The organism is Streptomyces sp. NPDC096176, from assembly GCF_044763255.1.
Lineage (GTDB): Bacteria > Actinomycetota > Actinomycetes > Streptomycetales > Streptomycetaceae > Streptomyces.
On record NZ_JBIWFV010000004.1, the window covers coordinates 199266 to 219363 of the forward strand.

General features: G+C 72.3%; 19 protein-coding genes and 1 tRNA gene. 8 read left to right on the plus strand and 12 right to left on the minus strand.

Translation table 11 applies throughout. The features are described from left to right. Window positions 1-23: 23 nt before the first annotated feature. The gene (locus ACIQ7Q_RS12700; RefSeq protein WP_356638392.1) at window positions 24-524 is read left to right on the plus strand and encodes a DUF3830 family protein; all 501 of its coding nucleotides are present in this window, start codon (window positions 24-26) and stop codon (window positions 522-524) included. 26 nt (window positions 525-550) lie between these two features. Here the strand turns inward: ACIQ7Q_RS12700 and ACIQ7Q_RS12705 are convergent, their stop codons facing one another. Further along, complete coding sequence (locus tag ACIQ7Q_RS12705) at window positions 551-1945, minus strand: amidase (RefSeq protein ID WP_403859482.1); 1395 nt, start codon at window positions 1943-1945, stop codon at window positions 551-553. After that, entirely contained in the window at window positions 1926-2888 is a 963-nt protein-coding gene (locus ACIQ7Q_RS12710; RefSeq protein WP_403859484.1) for a D-2-hydroxyacid dehydrogenase, read from the minus strand. The genes ACIQ7Q_RS12705 and ACIQ7Q_RS12710 overlap by 20 nt, the downstream gene beginning before the upstream one ends. Window positions 2889-2984: 96 nt before the next feature. On the opposite strand from ACIQ7Q_RS12710, the gene ACIQ7Q_RS12715 reads away from it, so the two are divergent. The 3 genes from ACIQ7Q_RS12715 to ACIQ7Q_RS12725 all read left to right on the plus strand — a co-directional run bounded on the left by ACIQ7Q_RS12715 (window position 2985) and on the right by ACIQ7Q_RS12725 (window position 5762). After that, complete coding sequence (locus ACIQ7Q_RS12715) at window positions 2985-3788, plus strand: decarboxylase (protein WP_403859486.1); 804 nt, start codon at window positions 2985-2987, stop codon at window positions 3786-3788. Continuing rightward, window positions 3785-4531: a decarboxylase gene (locus ACIQ7Q_RS12720; protein WP_403859488.1), complete on the plus strand. Its 747-nt coding sequence runs from the start codon at window positions 3785-3787 to the stop codon at window positions 4529-4531. The genes ACIQ7Q_RS12715 and ACIQ7Q_RS12720 overlap by 4 nt, the downstream gene beginning before the upstream one ends. 136 nt (window positions 4532-4667) lie before the next feature. Continuing rightward, a complete protein-coding gene (locus ACIQ7Q_RS12725; RefSeq protein ID WP_403859490.1) occupies window positions 4668-5762 on the plus strand; it encodes an LLM class flavin-dependent oxidoreductase in 1095 nt (364 codons plus the stop codon). Between the two features lie 42 nt (window positions 5763-5804). Here ACIQ7Q_RS12725 and ACIQ7Q_RS12730 read toward each other — a convergent pair whose 3' ends face one another. Further along, on the minus strand, window positions 5805-7637 hold the full coding sequence (locus tag ACIQ7Q_RS12730) for a putative bifunctional diguanylate cyclase/phosphodiesterase (protein WP_403859492.1): 1833 nt from the start codon (window positions 7635-7637) through the stop codon (window positions 5805-5807). Window positions 7638-8115: 478 nt separating this feature from the next. On the opposite strand from ACIQ7Q_RS12730, the gene ACIQ7Q_RS12735 reads away from it, so the two are divergent. Then, entirely contained in the window at window positions 8116-9294 is a 1179-nt protein-coding gene (locus ACIQ7Q_RS12735; RefSeq protein ID WP_403859494.1) for a M6 family metalloprotease domain-containing protein, read from the plus strand. Between the two features lie 69 nt (window positions 9295-9363). On the opposite strand, the gene ACIQ7Q_RS12740 is transcribed toward ACIQ7Q_RS12735, so the two are convergent. The 7 genes from ACIQ7Q_RS12740 to ACIQ7Q_RS12770 all read right to left on the minus strand — a co-directional run bounded on the left by ACIQ7Q_RS12740 (window position 9364) and on the right by ACIQ7Q_RS12770 (window position 15608). After that, window positions 9364-9437 (minus strand) — tRNA-Lys (locus ACIQ7Q_RS12740). After that, window positions 9428-10045, minus strand: a complete 618-nt coding sequence (locus tag ACIQ7Q_RS12745; protein ID WP_403859496.1) for a bifunctional DNA primase/polymerase — start codon at window positions 10043-10045, stop codon at window positions 9428-9430. The genes ACIQ7Q_RS12740 and ACIQ7Q_RS12745 overlap by 10 nt, the downstream gene beginning before the upstream one ends. Window positions 10046-10225: 180 nt before the next feature. Further along, entirely contained in the window at window positions 10226-10567 is a 342-nt protein-coding gene (locus ACIQ7Q_RS12750; protein ID WP_403859498.1) for a hypothetical protein, read from the minus strand. A gap of 74 nt (window positions 10568-10641) precedes the next feature. Then, entirely contained in the window at window positions 10642-11970 is a 1329-nt protein-coding gene (locus ACIQ7Q_RS12755; protein ID WP_403859499.1) for an AAA domain-containing protein, read from the minus strand. Next, on the minus strand, window positions 11967-13556 hold the full coding sequence (locus ACIQ7Q_RS12760; protein WP_403859501.1) for a hypothetical protein: 1590 nt from the start codon (window positions 13554-13556) through the stop codon (window positions 11967-11969). Before ACIQ7Q_RS12760 ends, ACIQ7Q_RS12755 begins: the two co-directional genes overlap by 4 nt. Next, on the minus strand, window positions 13547-14800 hold the full coding sequence (locus ACIQ7Q_RS12765) for a hypothetical protein (protein ID WP_403859503.1): 1254 nt from the start codon (window positions 14798-14800) through the stop codon (window positions 13547-13549). Before ACIQ7Q_RS12765 ends, ACIQ7Q_RS12760 begins: the two co-directional genes overlap by 10 nt. Further along, the gene (locus tag ACIQ7Q_RS12770; RefSeq protein ID WP_403859506.1) at window positions 14697-15608 is read right to left on the minus strand and encodes a phosphatase PAP2 family protein; all 912 of its coding nucleotides are present in this window, start codon (window positions 15606-15608) and stop codon (window positions 14697-14699) included. Before ACIQ7Q_RS12770 ends, ACIQ7Q_RS12765 begins: the two co-directional genes overlap by 104 nt. 135 nt (window positions 15609-15743) lie before the next feature. Here ACIQ7Q_RS12770 and ACIQ7Q_RS12775 point away from each other — a divergent pair, with 135 nt between their 5' ends. After that, window positions 15744-16340 carry a histidine phosphatase family protein gene (locus ACIQ7Q_RS12775; RefSeq protein ID WP_403859509.1) on the plus strand — a complete coding sequence of 199 codons (597 nt, stop codon included), beginning with the start codon at window positions 15744-15746 and terminating at the stop codon, window positions 16338-16340. Between the two features lie 56 nt (window positions 16341-16396). Here ACIQ7Q_RS12775 and ACIQ7Q_RS12780 read toward each other — a convergent pair whose 3' ends face one another. Continuing rightward, window positions 16397-17812 carry a tetratricopeptide repeat protein gene (locus ACIQ7Q_RS12780; RefSeq protein ID WP_403859512.1) on the minus strand — a complete coding sequence of 472 codons (1416 nt, stop codon included), beginning with the start codon at window positions 17810-17812 and terminating at the stop codon, window positions 16397-16399. A 242-nt stretch (window positions 17813-18054) separates the two neighbouring features. On the opposite strand from ACIQ7Q_RS12780, the gene ACIQ7Q_RS12785 reads away from it, so the two are divergent. Both ACIQ7Q_RS12785 and ACIQ7Q_RS12790 read left to right on the plus strand, forming a co-directional pair. Beyond that, window positions 18055-18516, plus strand: coding sequence for a hypothetical protein (locus ACIQ7Q_RS12785; protein WP_403859515.1), 462 nt, complete (start codon window positions 18055-18057; stop codon window positions 18514-18516). A gap of 118 nt (window positions 18517-18634) precedes the next feature. After that, the gene (locus ACIQ7Q_RS12790) at window positions 18635-19498 is read left to right on the plus strand and encodes a spermidine synthase (protein ID WP_403859518.1); all 864 of its coding nucleotides are present in this window, start codon (window positions 18635-18637) and stop codon (window positions 19496-19498) included. Between the two features lie 16 nt (window positions 19499-19514). Here ACIQ7Q_RS12790 and ACIQ7Q_RS12795 read toward each other — a convergent pair whose 3' ends face one another. Continuing rightward, the gene (locus tag ACIQ7Q_RS12795) at window positions 19515-20051 is read right to left on the minus strand and encodes a hypothetical protein (protein ID WP_403859520.1); all 537 of its coding nucleotides are present in this window, start codon (window positions 20049-20051) and stop codon (window positions 19515-19517) included. Between the last annotated feature and the right edge of the window lie 47 nt (window positions 20052-20098).

Below are 20098 nucleotides of genomic sequence, written 5' to 3' on the forward strand. Positions count from 1 at the left end.
TCCCCGCCGGGTATGCGTATGAAATGGCCGACCGATACCTGACCGTTGCCCTGGACAAGCGCGGAGTGCGCTGCACCGCCCGCCTGCTGTCCGACAAAGCCCCTCTGACCTGCGACGCCGTGTGGGACGCGCTACCGCTCGCCGGAGATGTGTACCACGCGAAGTATGCGCGCAATGAGATCTATGCGCTGCTGCCGGCCTTCGCCGAGCAGGAGCCGCCGCTGGAGAACCCGACGGTGACCCCCATCCCGGGCGATCTGTGCTATTTCACCTTCACCGACGTGCAGTTGGGCACGGCCTCGTACGGCTACGAGGAGCGGGCCGCCCACCGCGGCCGCCCCACCGTCGTCGATCTCGCGCTCTTCTACGAACGCAACAACCTGCTGCTCAACGGCGACACCGGCTGGGTGCCCGGCATCGTCTGGGGTACCGTCGTCGAGGGCCTCGACGAGATGGCGGAGGCCTGCCAAGACCTGTGGCGCGCGGGCGCGGCGGGCGAGACGCTCAGCTTCCGGCGGGCATAGGCGCCGGATGCTCAGCTTCCGCCGAGTCAAGGCGCCGGAATCCTGGCCCTGCCCGACTCGTAGAGGACGTGTGCGGCGCGCAGCACGATGCCGTCCGCGTGCCGGGGGCCGACCAGCTGGACACCGATCGGCAGGCCGTCCTCGTCCACGCCGCACGGCACCGACGCCGCGGGCTGCTGCGTCAGGTTGAACGGGTAGGTGAACGGCGTCCACCCCGTCCAGCGGTGGTGCCGGGAGCCCGCCGGGACCTCAGCGCCCGCCTCGAAGGCGGTGATCGGCAGCGTCGGCGTGACCAGCAGGTCGTACGAGGTGTGGAAGCGGCCCATGCGCCGGCCCAGCGCCATCCGAGCGTCCACCGCGGCCAGATAGTCCAGAGCGCTGTAGCGCTCGCCGGCCGCGACGACCTCCCGCAGCCCCGGGTCCAGCAGCTCGCGCTGGTCCGCGCTCAGGTGCTGGACCAGCCGGGCGGCGCCGCTGAACCACAGGGTGTGGAAGGCCGCCACCGGGTCCGGGACGTCCGGATCGGACTCCTCGATGTAGGCGCCGGCCTCGGCGAGGGCGCCCACGGCCCGCCGTACCGCCGCGGCGACCGAGGGCCGCACCGCCACCTGGCCGCCGAGCGACGGCGAGTAGGCGATCCGCAGGCCCTTGATTCCCTCGCCCAGGCCCGCGGCCACCTCCGTGGCCGGGCCCAGGTGTGACCAGTCCCGCCAGTCCTCGCCGCTCATCGCGTCGAGCATCAGCGCCGCGTCGGCCGCGTCCCGCGCCATCGGCCCGGCGTGCGCGAGTGTCCCGAACGGGCTGGACGGGTACATCGGCACCCGCCCGTACGTCGGCTTCAGTCCGAAGATCCCGCAGAAGGAGGCCGGGATGCGCACCGAGCCCCCGCCGTCCGTCCCGACCGACAGTGCCCCCGCGCCCAGCGCCACGGCCGCCGCGCTCCCGCCGCTCGACCCGCCCGCCGTGCGCGTGGGGTCGTACGGATTGCCGGTCACGCCGTGCCGCGGCGAGTCGGTGACGCCCTTCCAGCCGAACTCCGGCGTCGTCGTCTTTCCGAGGAACACGGCGCCGTGCGCGCGCAGCCGGGCCACCGACGGCGCGTCCTCGTCCCAGGCGCCGTCCGCGCGGACCGTCCTCGAACCGCGCAGAGTGGGCCCGCCGCGCTGGAGCAGGATGTCCTTCACCGTGACGGGCACCCCGTCGAGCAGCCCCTGCGGTTCGCCCCGGTGCCATCGCCGCGCCGATGCCTCCGCCTGGGCCAGCGCCTCTTCGGCGTCGACCCGGACGAAGGCGTTCACCAGCGGTTCCACGGCCTCGATCCGCTCCAGCGCCGCGCGGGTCGCGTCGACGGGGGAGAAGTCGCCCTTCTCGTAGCCGGCCAGCAGTTGACGTGCGGTGAGGTCAGTCAGGCGAGTCGTCATGCATGGGGACGTACCCACGTTTCTTGTCCACCACGTTCGGCAGGGGCTTTCCGGCCGCCCAGAGTTCGTACATCTCCACGAACTGCTCGCCCAGCCGGTCCCGCCAGCCGACCGTGTCGCCGCTCATGTGCGGGGACACGATCAGACCGGGCACGTCCCACAGCGGGCTGTCGGGGGCGAGCGGCTCGTGCTCGAACACGTCGAGGGCCGCGCCCGCGATCCACCGCTTGTCCAGCGCTGCCGCCAGGTCGCTCTCGACGACGAGCGGGCCGCGGCCCACGTTGATGAAGCGGGCGGAGGGCTGCATCAGATCGAAACGCCGTGCGTCGAACATGCCGCGTGTGTCGTCGGTGAGCGGCGCCGCGCACACCACCCAGTCGGCCCGCGCCATCAGTGGATCGAGGTCGCGTACACCGTGGATGCCGGTGCGCGCGGTGCGGCCGACGAGCGCTGTCCTGACGCCGATCGCCTTGAGCATGCGCGCCGTCGCCCGGCCGATGGGCCCGGCGCCGACCACCACGGCCCGCGTCCCGACCACGCCCATACCCTCGCGGTGACGCCAGCGCCGCTGCCGCTGGAGCTCCAGCGTGCCCGGCAGGTCCTTGGCCATCGCCAGGACAAGAGCCGCCACATATTCGGCGATGGGGACCTCGAAGATGCCGCGGGCGTTCGTCACGACGGTGTCGGATTCGGCCAGTTCCGGACAGAGCAGCCGGTCGACGCCCGCGCTCGGGGTGTGCACCCAGCGGGGCCGCGGCCCGTCGCCCGGCCAGGCGAGACGGACCGCGTCGGAGGTGAAGTCCCACACCAAAAGGGCGTCTGACAACGGAAGTTGAGCCGCGAGCGTGTCCTCGTCCGCGTACGTGACGCGGACCCGCCCGGTGAGCCTGCCGAGCCGCGGAGGAGGGTCCGCGGCCAGTACGAGAAGTGTCGGTTCGGACATCGGGCGAAGACCGTTTCCTCACGTCTGACATGTACGGATTGACCACGCTCGCACCCGAACCTACCGTCGTCAACAAGACACCAAGGGGGCCTGGCGATGGACGTCTCCTTTCTCGGCGGACCGCAGCCGCAGCACGGCGTCGGTGTGGTCGCCCCGTTCGACTTCGCGCTGGACCGAGAGCTGTGGCGATGGGTTCCCGACGAAGTCTCGCTGCGGTTGACACGCACCCCTTTTGTGCCGGTCGGGGTCTCCCTCGACCTGGCCCGAATGGTGAGTGAGCACGAGACGCTGCGCGAGGCCGTGAGGGCGCTCGGGGCGTCCGAACCCGAGGTCATCGCCTACGCCTGCACCTCCGGCAGTTTTGTCGGAGGCATCGCAGGGGAACGCGCCATGTGCGAGGTGATGAACTGCGCGGGCGAAGTGCCCTCACTCACCACGTCGGGGGCGCTGCTCCAAGCGCTCGAAGAGCTGGGCGCCGGCCGGATCGCCCTGCTCACGCCCTACACCGAATCCGTCACCCGGGCACTGGAGGAATATCTGGGAGAAGCTGGAGTGACGGTGACGGGCTGCGCCTTTCTCGGCCTGACCCGGCACATCTGGAAAGTGCCGTACAGGGCGGTGGTCGACATGGCACGCGAGGCGGTGGTCGGCGCGGCCGACGCACTGTTCATCAGCTGCACCAATCTGCCGACGTACGACGCGATCCCGCAGTTGGAGGCCGAGCTGAGGATGCCGGTGCTGTCCGCCAACCAGGTGACGATGTGGGCAGCGCTGCGCACCATCGGCGCCCGCGCCGTCGGCCCCTACCAGGCGCTGCTGATGGAGCCGGAGGCCATGACCGGAACGCTGCCCGACGCACAGCCCGAGACGCAGCCCGAAGAACAGGAAGGCTGGACATGACCACGGTCGGACTTCTCTACCCGGGACACTCCGCGGAGGACGACTACCCACGGCTCGAAGTACTGCTCGACAGCGACATCAGGCTCCCGGTCGTGCACACCGACATCGGTGAGGACGCGCACCGCGTGGACGCGCTGCTGAAGATGGGATCTCCCGAACGGCTCGCCGCGGGCGTCGAGGCGCTGCGCCTGGAGGGAGCCGAGTCGGTGGTCTGGGCATGCACCAGCGGCAGCTTCGTCTACGGATGGGAGGGCGCCCACGAGCAGGTCCGCGCCCTCGCAGAGGCGGCGGGCATGCCCGCGTCCAGCACCTCGTTCGGCTTCGCGCACGCCGTGCGGCATCTGGGCACGCCACGGGTCGCGATCGCCGCGACCTATCCGGCGGACGTCACCGAGCACTTCGCGGAGTTCCTCGAGAAATCCGGCGCCGTGGTGGTCTCCGGCAGGGACGCCGGCATCCTCACGGCGGCGGAGGTGGGCACCTGGGGCCGCGAGGAGGTGCTGGAGCTCGCACGCTCGGCCGATCACCGGAACGCCGACGTGCTGCTGATGCCGGACACGGCCCTGCACACCGTCGCGTACCTCGCCGACCTGGAGGCGGATCTCGGCAAGCCGGTCGTCACCGCCAATCAGGTCACCGTGTGGGAGGGCCTGCGGCTGGCCGACCGGCGCGCCTGGGCGAACGGATTGGGCACGCTGTTCGCCCGGCCGGACCATGTGGCGGACCTGGTGGACGTCAAGTGATCGCGCTTCCGGCGTACCCTCGCGGCGGATCGCATCCGGCATCCCACCGCGGCGGAATCGACCCGACGGAATAAACGGAGAGACCCTCCTGTTGGCTGTTGAACGTACGTACGACAGACGCAGGAGGGCCCCACCGGTGAACGCAGACGCAGTGGACGAGATACGAGGCACGGCGGCCGGAGACGCCCCCGTGCCCCTGTCCGTGCTCGACCTCGTGACGGTCGGCAGCGGACGCACCGCCACGGACGCGCTGCGCACCAGCGTGGACATCGCCCGTCTCGCCGAGCGCCGCGGCTACCACCGGCACTGGGTCGCCGAGCACCACTCCATGCCTGGCGTCGCCTCCTCGTCCCCGGCCGTGATCCTCGCCCACCTGGCCGCCCACACCGAGCGCATCCGCCTCGGCTCCGGCGGCGTGATGCTGCCCAACCACGCGCCGCTGGTGATCGCGGAGCAGTTCGGCACGCTGGAGGCGCTCGCCCCGGGCCGCGTCGACCTCGGCCTCGGGCGGGCACCCGGCACGGACGGGGCGACCGCGGCGGCGCTGCGGCGGACGGACCTCCTGAACGAAGGCGCGGACGACTTCCCCCAGCAACTCGCCGAGCTGACCCGCTTCCTGGACGACGACTTCCCGGACGGGCATCCGTACTCCCGTATCCACGCGGTGCCGGGCCCCGTCCAGGCCACCTCGCCCGGCGGCGTCCAGTCCCCGGGCCGCCCGCCCATCTGGCTCCTCGGGTCGTCCGGCTTCAGCGCGCGGCTTGCCGGAGTGCTCGGGCTGCCGTTCGCCTTCGCCCACCACTTCTCGGCGCAGAACACGATCCCGGCGCTGGACCTGTACCGCGAGTCCTTCCGGCCCTCCGCGGTGCTCGACGCCCCGTACGCCCTGGTCGGCGTCGCGGCGCTCGCCTCGGACGACGAGAAGGAGGCCCGGCGCCAGGTCCTGACGGGCGCGCTGTCGATGGTGCGTCTGCGGACCGGCCGACCGGGGCTGATCCCCACTCCCGAGGAGGCGGAGCGGTACGAGTTCAGCTCCCTGGAAAGGGAGTTCGTCGACAGCTGGCTGAGCAACGTGGTGCACGGCACGCCGGACGCGGTGCGGGCCGGCCTGGACGACCTCCAGAAGCGCACCGGCGCGGACGAGCTGATGATCACGGCGAACGCGCATGGCGGGGAGGCGCGGGTGCGCAGCTACGAGCTGATCGCGGACGCATACGGGCTGAGGGGCTGAGCGCCGGGCGACCGAGGGGCGGCGGTCCGGGCCTTTGGGGAGTCAGCCCGAGGCCGCCGCGCGCGCCGGTCGTGGGTCCGCACCGAGCATTTCCGCGATGCGGTCCGGGCCCACCGCACGTGAGTACAGCCACCCCTGCCCCGTGTCGCAGCCGATCCTGCGCAGCCGGGACGCCTGCCCCGAGGTCTCCACGCACTCCGCCGTGACCGTCAGGCCCAGCCGGTGCGCCAGTTCCACCAGCGCCTGGACGATCGTCTCGTCGGCCGGGTTGGCGTGGGCCTCGTCCTGGAAGCCGCGGACAAACGTTCCATCGAGCTTCAGGACGGATACCGGCAGCCGGCTCAGGTACGCCAGGTTGGAGTAGCCGGTACCGAAGTCGTCGATGGCGATGTGGACGCCCATGTCGCTGAGTGCCTGCAGCGCCTGGAGCGGCCGGCCGGCGGAGCCCATCACGGCCGACTCGGTGAGCTCGAGCTGCAGCAGATGCGCGGGCAGGCCCGTCTCCGCCAGGATCTCCGCCACATCGGCGACCAGATCGGAGTCCCAGACCTGCCGCACCGCGACGTTGACGCTGACGAACAGCGGCGGCACGTCCGGGTGGTCGAGCTGCCACTGTCTGGCCTGCCGGCACGCCGTACGCAGCACCCACTGCCCGAGCTGCACGATCGAGCCGTCCTCCTCCGCGATGGCGACGAACCGATTCGGCGTGAGCGTGCCGAACTGCGGGTGGTTCCAGCGCACGAGCGCCTCCACACCCCGTGTCACTCCGTCCGCCATGCCCACCAGAGGCTGGTACTCGAGCGTGAACTCCCCGCGCTCCACCGCCGGACGGAGCATGGACGAGAGCGCCTGCCGGGTCATCCGGTGCGCGTTGCGCTCCGGATCGAACAGGGTCCAGCGGGACTTGCCGTCCTCCTTCGCCCAGTAGAGCGTCGTGTCCGCGGCCTGCATGAGCCCCGTCGCGCTCGTGCCCGCCGCCGCGCGCTCCACCACGCCGATCGACGCCGAGACCGACAGGCGCTGCCCGGACAGGTCGAACGGCTGCTGGAGCGCGGCCAGCACGGACTTGGCGAGGTCGGCGACCTGTTCGGTGCCCGTGGAGTCCTCGACGAGGATCGCGAACTCGTCACCGCCGAGCCGTGCCACGAGATGACCGCCGCTGCGCCCGCAGTTGTTGGCCTCCGCGCACTCCGTCAACCGGGTGGCGACGGCCGCGAGCAGCCGGTCGCCGACCCGGTGTCCAAGGGTGTCGTTGACGGCCTTGAAGCCGTCGAGATCCAGGTAGCAGAGACCGATCCGGCCCGTGGAGCCCTGGTCGTACGGGGACGACTCGAGCGCGGCGGAGAGCCGCTCGAAGAACAGGGTGCGGTTCGGCAGCCGGGTCACCGGGTCGTGCATCTGGAGGTGGCGCAGCCTCGCCCGCAGTTCGCGCCGGTCGCTGATGTCGGAGACCGACAGCAGCACGGTGGTGCTGTCCGGCACCGGAGCGACGGTCACTTCGGCCCACAGCGCTCGGCCGTCCGGGTGCTTGAGGCGGCGCGTGCAGCGGAACCGGGAGCGCCGGCCGCGCAGCACCTCGCGGTAGGCATGCCAGGTGCGGGCGTCGGAGGCCAGGTCGATCAAGTCGGCCGCGCACTGGGCGCGCAGCTCCGCGGAGCGGGTGCCCAGCAGGGTGGCGAGGGCGTCGTTGGCGCTGATCACCAGGCCCTCGTTGTCGACCACGGCCATGGCCAGCTGTGCCGCGTTGAAGGCGGCCCGGTAGTCGCGCAGTTCGGTGGTGCTCCGGCCGAAGCTGTGACGCTCCGTGACCGGCTGTCGGATGCTTCCGGGGACTGCGACGCCCGCGGGCCCTTGTCCTTCGGAGGTTCCGCTCACCGCTCACTCCCGCAGTGCAGTTGTGTCGTACAGGGTCGTACAAATGTGGTCGAGGGATGGCCCGCCAAGGCAGTCGGCGAAGAAATCCAGCAAGAACTCGGGGAAAGTGTGCCGATCATAGAGGCAGCCGATGGGGCCGTTCCAGCGTGACCATCATGCGACAGGGCCTCCCGGGGCGACGGTCGATCGTTTCTGCTCGGGTCTGAACCGGGCTCTGCCGACCCCTGACCGAATGTGACTTTCCGTGAGCCGTCGGAGTGTCGTCGGGTCTCAGCCCGGCATCGGGCGGGTGTCAGGTCGATCACCCGAGTGGGGCACCGGAACAGGGCGTACCACCAGAAAACATCACAGGGTGGGTGAGGCATCCCGCATTCCGCAGCCGGAGGTCTACGTGGAGGGTCAGCAGTCGCCCGAGAGAACACCCGGGAGAGTGGAACGAGCGCGTCTGCGAAGCGCCGCGGCCGCACTCACCTCTCTCATGGCGTTCGCCGCAACCTCCCTCGTGGCGGGCCCCGCCGTCGCCTCCACCACCGGCGGCCCGTGCGCGCTGCCCAGGACCCACGCCCACCACTCCCTCGGTCTCGACACCTGGAACGGCGCGTACACCCGGCCGGCCACCCGGCTCGACGCGGTCATGATCTTCCTGAAGTTCCCGGACTCCGAGCCGCTGTACTCGCCCGAGGAGCTGGCCGCCGACCACTTCCCCGCCACCAGCGACTTCTTCCGGCAGGCCTCCTACGGGAAGTTCGCGCTGCGCTCGCATCCGCTGAACGAGTGGCTGCAGATGCCGAAGCCCTCCGTCGCGTACGCCATAAAGCGTGACTGGGAACCCGAGCGGCGCGCCGCGTACCTGCGGGACGCCGTCGCCGCGGCAGACGCCCGGGTCGACTTCTCCGCGTACGACATCGTCTACCTCGTCGCCGACCCCGACGCCCCCGGCGTCGACTCCGACGCGACCAAGGTCGTCAACTTCGACCGGCCCCTGCGGGCCGACGACACGGACATCAGGCGGGTCGTCACCGTCTTCGAGCGCCACCCGCCGGACCGCAATGTGCTCGCCCACGAGACCGGACACGTCTTCGACCTGCCGGACCTCTACCACCGGCCGGTGGACGGCAACGCCGACTGGGACACCCACGTCGGTGACTGGGACGTCATGGGCAGCCAGTTCGGACTCGCCCCCGACCTGTTCGCCTGGCACAAATGGAAGCTGGGCTGGCTGAGCCGCTCCGAGGTGCTGTGCGTCACGGCGGAGCCGGGCGGCGACCTGGTGACCCTCGAACCGGTGGCCGCCGCGCCCATGCGCGGCGGGAGCATCGGCACCCGCCTCGCGGTGGTACGGACGGGCCCCAACGCGGCGCTCGCGATCGAGGCCCGCGGAGCCACCGGCAACGACGCGTACACCTGCACGGAAGGCGTCCTGCTCTACCGCATCGAGGGCGAGACGGCGTCCGGCGGCGGGCCGATCGAGGTGGTCGACACACATCCGGAGACGGGGGCGTGCTGGGAGGAGTCGGTCTACCCGCCGCTCGCGGACGCGCCGCTGCGGGTCGGCGAGACCTTCACCATGCCGGGGCCGCCCGGCGGGCGGGCGCGGGTGGAGGTCGCGGAGCGGACGCAGACGGGGGCGTGGACCGTGAAGATCACGACTGCCTAGGGCGCCGCGGCGGTCTGCTGGATGCACGAAAAAGGTCCCTCGCTTTCGCAAGGGACCTTTTCCCGTCTGTGCGCCGCCAGGGACTCGAACCCCGGACCCGCTGATTAAGAGTCAGCTGCTCTAACCAACTGAGCTAGCGGCGCCTGCTGACGTCGTAGACCTTAGCATCCTGATCGGCGGGAGGAAAAATCGATATCCGTACCTCTGCGGAGGCCTTCGCACGCACCGCCCGCACGCACGCCCAGAGCAGGACCTCGGGGCCCGGAAGCCAGGGCTGCCGGGTGTCGGGTGCGACCAGCCAGCGGGGCTCGGACGCGGTGTTCGTCGAGGTCAGGGGCGGGACGGTGACCGCGTCGCCCATGCCGTGGCAGAGCAGCGGCGGCACGGCGTCGCCCCACTCCTCCCAGTCGAGCAGCGACGGCAGACGCTGCGCCGTACCGGGCGCGGCGAACAACATCATCCGGCCCCGGTGCACGGCCACGGGGCCGGATCCCGGACCCTCCGTCCACAACTGGTCGAGCAGCCGTCGCCCGAAGATCGCGGGGACGTTCACCACATCGAAGACCGAACCGCAGGGCAGGACTGCGGGAGCGGTGGGCCGCGCCTCCCACTGGGCGAGCGCGGAGCGCGGATACGTCTCGGCGGAGGCGAGCCACCCGGCACCGGGTGGCGTCACGCGGGCCGCCACGTGCTCCCCGGCGTCGGGGAGGACGGACGTCGGCAGGGACGGGTCTCGCAGCCATGCGGTCATGTCTCCAAGACTTACCCGCGGTGACACTGCAATTTCAGTGAGTTCGCAGAAACGAGGACAGGGTGGGGCGGAGGGGAGTACCTTGCACACCCGGCATATGCGGAGTGATGTTGACGGGGGCGCTTGGGGACGGAGGCGCGGGGCGCACCGCGACGCAGGCGCCCCCGCCCGGTGCGCTTGCTACGTGATCGCGCCGCGGAGCAGGTCCGTGCCGAAGTCGATCATCTTTCTGGCGTAGTCCTCCGTCCAGCCCGCCCGCTCTCCGATGTCCGCCGGGGTCAGGCGGTCGAAACGGCGGGGGTCGGCGAGCTGGGCCGCCGCGATGGCCTGGAACTCGACCGCGCGGTCCGTTGCCGCACGGAACGCCAGCGCCAGCTCCGTCGACCGGCTCAGCAGCTCGCGCGGATCGTCCATGGACTCCAGGTCGAAGAAGTGCTCGGGGTCGGCGGCAGCTTCCGACGGCTCGAAGAGCAGCGGGGCCGGCCGCAACCTGCGCTCGGTCGTCCGCTCGGGTTCCGCCATGTCCGTACTCCTCCTCGGTTCACGGTCCGTGGTCCTGGACCGCCATCCATTGTCCCGCTCGACGCAAGACCGCCTCACGGCTGCCAGCCGACGCGGTGTTCGGCCAGGTGGGAGAGGACCGCGTGGTTCGCCTCCCAGCCATCCGGGAACTTCACCGTCACACCCAGCTGCACCGGCTCCGTCGAAGGGTGCTCGTCGAGGAGGTCGCCCACACCTTCCCGGCACACGACGATGCATGCGTGCCGGTGTCGTGAGGCGAGGACGCACAGGCGGCCCGTTTCGAGATGGAACGCCGTCGCGTCGGGGCGGCCCGACAGAGGGTGGAGCACGACGGTCACGTCGTACTCCCGGCCCTGGAGGCGGTTGGCGGTGTCGACCGTGACACCGGTCACGCCCAGGTCCGCCAGCGCCGCCCGGACCGCCGCGGCCTGGTCGCGATGGGCCGTGCCGACCGCGATCCGGTCGGCGGTGAGCGGCACCGGGTCCTCCGCGCGCTCGGAGACCGCAGCGCCACCGCGGTCCAGGAGCCGCCGGACCACCAGTGCCACGGCCCGGACCGCCTCGGGATCGGTCCGGGGGGTACGCCGCGCGGGGAGCTCGAGCAGCCCCCACCCGGACTCTGCCGCCTCGTCGAGCACCCGGTCCGGGCTCGAGCCGTCGGAGGGGACGCCGAAAGTGAGGCGCCGGTCGCCGACGCCGGTGCCGCTGCGGAACGGCGTGTACGGATAGAACGCGTCGGACACCAGCGGCGCCGCCGACGCCGGCAGCCGCCAGGAGACGGGCAGCCGGTGCTGAGGCAGCTCGGGGTTGTGCGCCAGCAGCGTGGAGACCGCGCTGGCCGACGGGTCGTACGAGAGCCCGGCCCACTGCTCGGAGCCGACGATCGAGAACGGGTCCAGCTGGCCAGGGTCGCCCACGAACAGGGCCCGTTCGAAGAGTCCGGCGACGGCGAGCAGCGCGTCCGAGCGCATCTGGTAGGCCTCGTCGACGATGGCGTGCCGCCAGGGTTCGACGCCTTGTACATGGGCCCACTTGGCCGCCGTGGAGATGACGACGTCCAGGCCGGCGAGGTCCCCCGCCTTCGCCGACTTGCGCACGTTGTCCAGGCCGTCGAGGGCCTTGTCGTAGGGATCGGAGTCGTTCGAATGGAGGCGGCCGACAGGGAGTTCGGGCTCCTTCTCCGCGAGCCGCAGGACCAGGTCGTCGACCTGTGCGTTGGTCTGCGCGACCACCATCAACGGCCGCCCGGCCGAGGCCAGTTCGAGCGCCGCGCGAACGACGAGTGTGGACTTGCCCGCGCCGGGAGGGGAGTCGACGACGACACCCCGGGCGGAGCCGTGGAGGGTGTCGTGCAGGATGGCGCCGGTGGCGCGCGCGGCCTCGGCGGCGGGATCGAACGTCACAGCAGGTCCTCCGGGGTGACGGGGTCGGGGAACTCGGCCGCATCGGACCGCGGCGGACCGCCGTGCGTCCAGGGGGTCTCCTCCGGGTCGGGCAGCTTCGGCCCGCCCCGCTGGTCGTGCTCGAACAGCGTCCAGGCGATGACGTCTCCCTTGGCGGGCACGGACCCTTCCGCGGGCTCCTTGGAGCGCCCCATCCGGTCGGTGACACGCAGCACCAGGGTGCCGTCGCCCTCGTGCCGTACGAACTCCGCGGTCTGCGGCTTGCCTTCGAGGGAGCGGTAGACCTTGACCTTCTCGCCGAGGTGCGGGCTGTCGTCGGTGCGGACGGTGACCAGGGGGCGGGGGCTCGGCCGCTTCGACTCCGACCAGGCCATCTCCACGTCGATCACCTCGGAGGCGAACGCCTCTCCCGCCAGGCGGCGAGCGGCCAGCACCAGTGGATCGTCCAGAGCCTCCTGCGCCTCGAGCTGCGCCTGGGCCGTTTCGCGGGCCGCGAGCTTCTGCGCGGCGGTCACGGCGTCGTCGCGCCTCGGCTGCGGCGGCTCCCCGGCACGGACCCGGTCGCGGTGCGCAGTGAACGACCAGCGGTCGCGGGTCCAGCGGTCGTTGACGCGGGCGCCCTCGGGGAGCTCCCGCAGGAGGCCGACCGCACGCCACACGGCGTCCCAGGTGGGCCGCGTCAGGTCGAGGACCAGACGCCGGATCTCGCTTTCGGCGCGGTGCAGTTCGCCCAGCCGTTCGTCGGCGCTCTCCCCGTCCTCGGCCGTCGCCAGCAGCTGACGGGCCCGGTCGTAACGCTCCATCGCCGGCGCCAGCAGCTTGTTGTCGAACGCCGGGTCGGTCGCCGGTCCCGCCGGCGGACAGAGCAACTGCCCGTCCCGGTCGCGTCCGAGCTCCGCGCACAGCGCCGCCTCCGCACCCGACTCCCCGTCGGGCGGGTCGATCCAGGCGAGCAGAGCGCCGAGGTGCTGGTCCTCCAGCGAGGACTGGCCGGTCGCCCAGTGACGGCCCAGCAGGTCGGTCGCGGCGAGCAGCAGTGAGGAGCCCGGTACCCGGGCGCGCTCCCCGTAATGCGTGAGCCAGCGGCCCAGCAGGGGAACCCGCGGCGGTGCCGGGTAGGGCGTGTCGGGGTCCTGCTCCACCGTGCGCCGGAACCGCATCGAGCGCCCCAGCAGCCGTACGAACGCAATGCCCGCACGGCTTGGAACGATCAACTGGGGTGCGTCCGCGCACAGTTCGGTCTCGACGGTGACTTTCTTGCCGGTCTCGGCGTCGGTCTCCTTGCGCTCGACCAGCTCGACGTCGTCCCCGAACCCGTCCACATACGGCAGGACCACGTCGGCCAGCTCGGCCAGGAACGCCGAGCGCAGGTCCCGGTCGCGCGGCTGTGCGACGACCAGCAGCCGCGGCTCCTCGGCGCGGGTGCCGACCAGGGCGCCGAGCGGCGCGCCCGCCTCGCCGGCGGTGGTCAGGGGTACGACGACGAGCGGGCGCTCCGAGAGGTGCCGGTGGCGGACGGTCGCCAGCGGCTGCGCCCGGCCGCTCTCGACGGCCTCCAGCCGGGCGAGCGTGGCGATCAGCGACATACGCCCGCCCCCTGCTGCTCCCTCTCGGCGAGACCGTCGCGCGGCGCGGGAGGCCGGGCCGGGCCGACCGTGGCTCCGGGCCCGGTCGAGGTCCCGAAGACGCCGGTGAGGGCCTCCGCCCGAAGGGCCGCGGCCCGCCGCAGCGCCGCCACCGCCGGGTCGTCCGGGTCGCCCGCCTCCCCGCGCGCCGCCGCCAGCACGTCGCCGATCGTCGTCAGACCGCCCAGGTCGCCGCGGACCGAGCGGCCCAGCGTCTCCACCGCACCCGCCCGGCGGGCCCGATCACGGCAGTGGAACGCCAGCTCGCACGCGGCCAGGCACTCCGGCGCGTACGCGTGAGGGACCGACTCGACCGCGGCCGTCAGCTCCTCGGACGAGCAGCCTTCGAGGTCGAAGGTGATGCCTTCGGGCAGTGTGGCCGCGATGTCCTCGACGCGGGTGAGCCTCGCCAGCTGGCGGCGGGTCACCGACAACTGCTTGCGCACGTCGACGACGGACGCGGTCGGCAGGTTCGAGAAGTCCTTGGGGCAGACCAGCAGAACGCTGTGCGCGACCCGCGCACCGTCGGTGACCGAGGCGATCCGCTCGAGCGCCAGCACATACACCGCGGCCTGGCGGGCCGCCGCGCCCACCTTTGCCGCGTCCGCCGACGCGTCGATCATCGGGAACGACTTGATCTCCACGACCGTCCACCGGCCGTCGGGATGCACGACCACCGCGTCCGGCTCCAGGTAGGCCGCGGACCCGGCGACGTCCAGTGCGAGCAGCGGGTGGTCGAGCAGCGTCCAGGCCCCGGCGGCCGTGGCCTCGCGCAGCGCGAGGGCCGTGCGTGCCGCGCGGCCCTCGGGGCCCGCCGCCGTCAGGTCCGGCACCCGGGCCTCGGCCGGGTCGTCCGGGCCCAGCAGGCGCAGCAGCTCCTTGCCGCCGTCGGCCTTGACCTTCGCCTCGAAGGCATTGCCCCGCATGAACGCGAACTGCGACTGCCCGAACGTCCCCGGCGACCCGAGCGCGGTGGCCAGGGCCGCCTTGTCCACCCCGGCGCCGTCCAGCAGCGCCCGCCGTCTGCAGCCGGGGTTGGCGGCGAGGGCCGCGAGGGCGCGCGCGTCCAGCGGATGGGGCTGCGCGGCGGGGCCGCGCAGCTCAGCGAGCCGCTGCCGGAGTGCTGTCGCCGGCCGGCCCGGCGCCGGGCCGCTCGCCGTCGGCTCCTGCGGAGGAGGGGGTCCGCTGTCCAGGGATTCGCTCACCCGCGGAAGTCTCGCACCCGGCACCGACAACCGTGGAGTACGAGGCGGTGCCGGCGTAGCCGAAGCGTCCCCGGACCCGGTCGGTGAGCCGCATCGCGGGCCTGGTCAGCAGCGCGGCGACGGCTATGACGGCGGCTCCGGCGACCGCGTCGAGGAAGTAGTGGTTGGCGGTGCCCATGACCACGATCGTGGTGAGCAGCGGGTAGGCGACGGCGAGTGCCCGTTTGAGCGGCGTACGGCCGTGCTGCCACAGCATCACCCCGCACCACAGAGCCCAGCCGACGTGCAGGCTCGGCATCGCCGCGTACTGGTTGGTCATGCCGCCGAGCCCGCGTGGCGCGCTCGCCTCGGCGCCCCACCAGCCGTACGAGCTGTACTGCGCCATGGTGTCGACGAAGCCGTGGCTCGCGCCCAGCAGCCGGGGAGGGCAGGTCGGCATCAGTGTGAAGCCGACGAGCCCGAAGAGCGTTGCGATCATCAGCCAGGTGCGGGCGGCGCGGTAGCGGAGGGGATGGCGGCGGAAGAGCCACACGAGGACCGCCGGGGTGACCAGGTAGTGCAGAGAGGCGTAGAAGAAGTCGGCGGGTATGCCGAGGGCCGGGGCCTCGGTGAGGAGGCGGTTCAGCGGATGCTCCGCGTGGAGCAGGAGTGCCTTCTCGGCCCGGAGTATCGCCAGACCGTGGTCGATCGCCGTGGAGGCGTCGCCGCGGGCGAGGAGCCGGCCGGACGAGTACGCCGCGTAGACGACGGCGATCAGCAGCAGCTCGGTCCACCAGCGGGGCCGGTGGCGAGGTGCGGTCTGCGGCATCCGGTCTGTCTCCGTTTTCGGTTGAAGCCCGCCCGTTCCGGGAGAGGGGACGCCCGGATCGCCCCGCAGGTTGCCTCGTGTTCAGGTGCGGGAAGATGGACCGACACCCGATCGTGAACTTCAGGAGAGCCACCCATGGCACCGCGGATCCTCCTCGCTCGGCACGGCCAGACCGAATGGTCGCTGCTCGGCAAGCACACCGGCAGGACGGACATCCCCTTGCTCGAGGAGGGCAGGCGCGGCGCGAAACTGCTGGGTGAACGACTGCACCGCGCGCCGTGGTCGGGGCTTGACGGTGTCGAGGTCCGCACCAGCCCGCTCGTACGGGCGAGCGAGACCTGCGCGCTCGCGGGCTTCGGGGACCGGGCACAGCCCTGGGACGCGCTGATGGAGTGGGACTACGGAGCGTACGAGGGCCTGACCCCGCCCGAGATCCACGCGATCCAGCCGGGCTGGCTGCTGTGGAAGGACGGAGCCCCGGACGGCGAGAGCCTCGCAGACGTCTCCGCACGCGCGGACGAGATCGTCGAGTGGGCGCGCTCGGCCGACCGCGACGTGCTGGTCTTCGCGCACGGCCACATCCTGCGCTCCCTCGGAGCCCGGTGGCTGGGCGAGCACATCTCCTTCGGGTCACGCATCCGGCTGGACCCCACGAGCCTGTCGGTACTCGGGTGGGCGTACGGGGAGCCGGCGATCGAGCGCTGGAACGACACGGGCCACCAGGAGGCGTGACGCCGCCACGACACGACGCTGGTGCCCCGGCGTGACAAGCCTTCGCGAGAGCGTGGTCAGGCGTGGTGGGGGAGCGAGGCGTGGCGGTGGAGAAACGCGGAGACCGCCGGGGTGCGGCTGTGGGGGAGAAGCACCCTCGCCGTGTCCGCCAGTATCGCCTGGATGCGCGACGACCGGACCTCGCCCAGCAGTTCGAGCACCTGCTCGCCCGCCGCCGCGGCCTCGTCGGGCGCGCCCGCGCGCGCCAGGTCCGCGGCCAGTTCCGCGCGGTACAGCGCCAGGTTGCGGGTGAAGCGCCGGTCCTGGAGCGTGGCCGCGCGCTGCGCGTGGCGGGCCGCGCGGGCCCACTCGCCCAGCGCCGACCAGCACTGGGCCTGGAGGGCTTCCAGTTCCGGTTCCGCGAAGAAGGACATCCATTCGGGGTCCGCGTCCGAGCTGCCCCGCTCGAAGTACGCGTGAGCCCGCGCCAGAGACTGCTCGCAGCCGGCGCGGTCGCCGAGCCCCGCCCAGCCGCCCGCCTCCCGGAGCGCGAGCAGCGACAGCAGTCGCGCGGAGGCGACCTGCCGGGCCGCCTGCTGACCGGCCTGCGCGGTGCGCACGGCCTCCTGGTGCCGACCCCCGTCCCTGGCCAGGAACGACGTGTTGCAGAACGCGTGCGCCTCCAGGGCCGGGTCGCCCGCCACGCGTGCGGTCGCCAGCGCCTCCGCGTAGTGCGAGCGTGCGTCCTCGAAGCGGCCCGAGTCGTGGGCGAGCCAGCCCACGGAGATGGCCAGCTCGCCGGCGCCCGCGTGCAGCCGGTCCGCCGTCGCCCTGCGGGCCGCCGTCCCCGCGTCGAGCAGTGCGTAGGCCGCCCGCAGCGGCTGGGCCGCCTGACGGTAGAGGCCGTCGGCGCCGTGCCGGTCGTCGAGGAGGCGGATGCGGCGCACGGCCTCCTCGACGGCGTTGACCTCGGCCTCGCCGACTCTGCGCTGTGCGGGCACGGACCCCGGTCCGAGCGTCAGCGACGCGGCCGCCACGGTGGCGGTGCCGCTTGTCATGAATGCGCGACGCAGCACGTCGCTCTCCTCGTTGCTGTCACGTTCGCCGCTGCCGAGGTGGAACGGGCAGCAGGGATGGTGGTTCGGTCGGGCCGGATCCGGCGCCCGGTCCGGTGGTTGCGGTGCTGCGGAGCCGGCCTGCCTGCCGGCCCCCCGGCCCCGCACACGTTCCCGGGCGGTGAAGCCCAGGTCCGTCAGCGCCAGACCGGGGAACATGTGCAGGAACACCCGCTCGTACGCGTAGTTGGGGCAGCGGATCTCGCCCGATTCGACGCGGCCGATGTAACGGGCGTCGCAGGAGACCTGCTCACCGATCTCGCGAGCGGCCCTGCGTACGGCCGTCGCGAACTCACCCGGCGAGCGCTGTCCGCGCAGCCGACGGAAAGCCAGGTTGGGAACCGGTGGGACCGGTGGAGCCTTCGACGATGACGCCATGGCCGAGCCCTCTCTTGGTGCGGCCGTGTTCCGGCGGGGCAAGAACGTACCTGCTGTGACGCGGCACTCACGCAGTGTTTGCCTACAAAAGGGGCATCTCGGAGGTGATCTGCCATGAACTGCCATCCTTTGCGGCGGCGTGCCGCCGTAGCCCTTGACGCCCACGGGCGTTGAACCGTACGGAGGCGCTTTTTCGTGTCTCCACTCGAGCGAGGAGGGGGAACCCCTTGTTGGAGGTCGGCATGGAGAGCAGCGCGACGCCCGCCGCGATGTCTGCGACGCCCGCGACCACGGCCGGACACCGGCCCACCCCGGACAGCAGCGCACCGCCCACTCCCGGCGCGCTCGGACCCGTGGAGCCGTGCGACTTGGTGACCGTCCCCGCCCGGCAGGGGCTCGAGGCGGTGGACATCCTGCGCCGTGCCGCCGCGCCGGCGGTCGGGTCGGTGCTTCACGACGGGGCGTGCGACACCCTCGGCTTCCTCGTCCCGCCGGGCACGGCCGACGCCTGGGACGTGCCGGGCAGCGCGTGTACGCAGACGGCGGGACGTGGTCTGCGCATCCCGGCCGAGCCGCCGGTCACCGGCTCGGGCTGGCTGCTGCCGCCCAACGCCGGAGCGGACACGGTCACGGACCCGGTCGTCCTGCGCGAGGCGCTGGGCGAGGCCGCTCGACTGATCGAGGCCGCGGACAACTGCCGCTGACGTTCTCCGCCGCGGCGGCCCCGACGCTCCCGTGGGCGCGGGCGCTTCCCTTGGGCCTCTGCAGCTACGCCGCCGGGCGGGTGGGACGGGCGTGACGACGGCGGGCGATACTGGACGTGTGGCGAAGAGCAAGCGGAGGGGCGGCGGTGCGGCGGAGGCCGTCGTCGCCGCCGTGGACGGCGGGCTCGCGGAGCTGATACCCGACCGGGAGCGCCCACGGGCGTGGACGCTCCTCATCGACGGGGCGCCCCAGTCGCACGTGGACCTCGACGATCCCGGGTATCTGTCGTTCGAGTACCAGCGCAGGCTGGGCCACGCCGTGGACCTTGCCGCCCCGCCCGGCCGTCCCCTGCAGGTCGTGCACCTCGGTGGCGGTGCCTTCACTCTCGCCCGGTACGTCGCCGCGACCCGTCCCCGATCCACCCAGCAGATCGTCGAGTTGGACGCCGCGCTCGTCCAACTCGTCCGCGCGCAGCTCCCACTGGATCCGGGCGCGCGCATACGCGTCAGGTCGGCCGACGCGCGTGCGGGGCTCGCGAAGGTGCCCGACGGCTGGGCGGACCTCGTCATCGCCGACGTGTTCAGCGGCGCGCGCACTCCCGCGCACCTGACCAGCACGGAGTTCCTCACAGAGGTACGCAGGGCGATGAAGCCCGGCGGGTACTACGCCGCGAACCTCGCCGACGGGCCGCCGCTCGCGCATCTGCGGGCCCAGATCGCCACCGCCGCCGCCGTCTTCCCGGAGCTCGCACTCGCCGCCGACCCGACCGTGCTGCGCAACCGCCGTTTCGGCAATGCGGTGCTGCTGGCCTCGGACGCGGAGCTGCCGGTTGCCGAGCTCACCCGCCGCGTCGCGAGCGATCCGTACGCCGGGCGCGTCGAACACGGGCGGTCACTGGCCGACTTCACCGGTGGGGCGCTGCCGGTGACGGACCTCAGCGCCAAGCCGTCACCCGTTCCCCCGCCCGCCGCCTTCCGGTGAGCGAAGCGGTCAAATTCTAGCGTTCGTCGAACTGGACCATCGGGGGATGCCCGTTCCATGTGCAGAACACCGACACCTCGTGGCCGTCCTGGGTGAACGTCACCCGGATCCATGTCGGCTGCTTCCACACCTGCATCTGCCAGTCCGCCGCCGGCGTCGCCGAGACCAGTTCCGCCGAGCTGTCTCCGATGTCGAAGACGACCCGGCCGCCCTTGACGTTGTAGCCCTTCACGTTCCCCGACTCCCCGGAGTAGGAGGCCGAGGGCGAGGGCGACGGCGGCGGGGGCTTCGACGATGACGGCGGCGCACCGGTCGTCGGCGACTTGCTCGGCGACGGGGACGCCGTCGGGCTCTTCGATGCTCGCGTCGACGACTCCTGCGGCTTCGCGGCCTGCGCCGTCGAGTTCTGCGCCGTGATCGGAAGAGCGCGCGGCCGGTCGTAAGCGGTGCCGGCCATGACCGTGTGGACGCCCCACCACGACAGTGTCACCGCCGCCCCGGTGGACAGCGACCACGCCATGGCATGTACGAGTCCTCGATGCATCCGGGCCATAGTGCACCACCCGCCCCGGACTTGTCCCGGACAGGGCCGGCGTACTC

Excerpts from the sequence above, each read along its gene's own strand:
- ACIQ7Q_RS12700 (WP_356638392.1), top strand. The coding sequence starts at position 24 with ATGGCCGACCGATACCTGACCGTTGCCCTGGACAAGCGCGGAGTGCGC.
- ACIQ7Q_RS12705 (WP_403859482.1), bottom strand. The coding sequence starts at position 1,945 with ATGACGACTCGCCTGACTGACCTCACCGCACGTCAACTGCTGGCCGGC.
- ACIQ7Q_RS12710 (WP_403859484.1), bottom strand. The coding sequence starts at position 2,888 with ATGTCCGAACCGACACTTCTCGTACTGGCCGCGGACCCTCCTCCGCGG.
- ACIQ7Q_RS12715 (WP_403859486.1), top strand. The coding sequence starts at position 2,985 with ATGGACGTCTCCTTTCTCGGCGGACCGCAGCCGCAGCACGGCGTCGGT.
- ACIQ7Q_RS12720 (WP_403859488.1), top strand. The coding sequence starts at position 3,785 with ATGACCACGGTCGGACTTCTCTACCCGGGACACTCCGCGGAGGACGAC.
- ACIQ7Q_RS12735 (WP_403859494.1), top strand. The coding sequence starts at position 8,116 with ATGGCGTTCGCCGCAACCTCCCTCGTGGCGGGCCCCGCCGTCGCCTCC.
- ACIQ7Q_RS12745 (WP_403859496.1), bottom strand. The coding sequence starts at position 10,045 with ATGACCGCATGGCTGCGAGACCCGTCCCTGCCGACGTCCGTCCTCCCC.
- ACIQ7Q_RS12750 (WP_403859498.1), bottom strand. The coding sequence starts at position 10,567 with ATGGCGGAACCCGAGCGGACGACCGAGCGCAGGTTGCGGCCGGCCCCG.
- ACIQ7Q_RS12760 (WP_403859501.1), bottom strand. The coding sequence starts at position 13,556 with ATGTCGCTGATCGCCACGCTCGCCCGGCTGGAGGCCGTCGAGAGCGGC.
- ACIQ7Q_RS12770 (WP_403859506.1), bottom strand. The coding sequence starts at position 15,608 with ATGCCGCAGACCGCACCTCGCCACCGGCCCCGCTGGTGGACCGAGCTG.
- ACIQ7Q_RS12775 (WP_403859509.1), top strand. The coding sequence starts at position 15,744 with ATGGCACCGCGGATCCTCCTCGCTCGGCACGGCCAGACCGAATGGTCG.
- ACIQ7Q_RS12780 (WP_403859512.1), bottom strand. The coding sequence starts at position 17,812 with ATGGCGTCATCGTCGAAGGCTCCACCGGTCCCACCGGTTCCCAACCTG.
- ACIQ7Q_RS12785 (WP_403859515.1), top strand. The coding sequence starts at position 18,055 with ATGGAGAGCAGCGCGACGCCCGCCGCGATGTCTGCGACGCCCGCGACC.
- ACIQ7Q_RS12795 (WP_403859520.1), bottom strand. The coding sequence starts at position 20,051 with ATGGCCCGGATGCATCGAGGACTCGTACATGCCATGGCGTGGTCGCTG.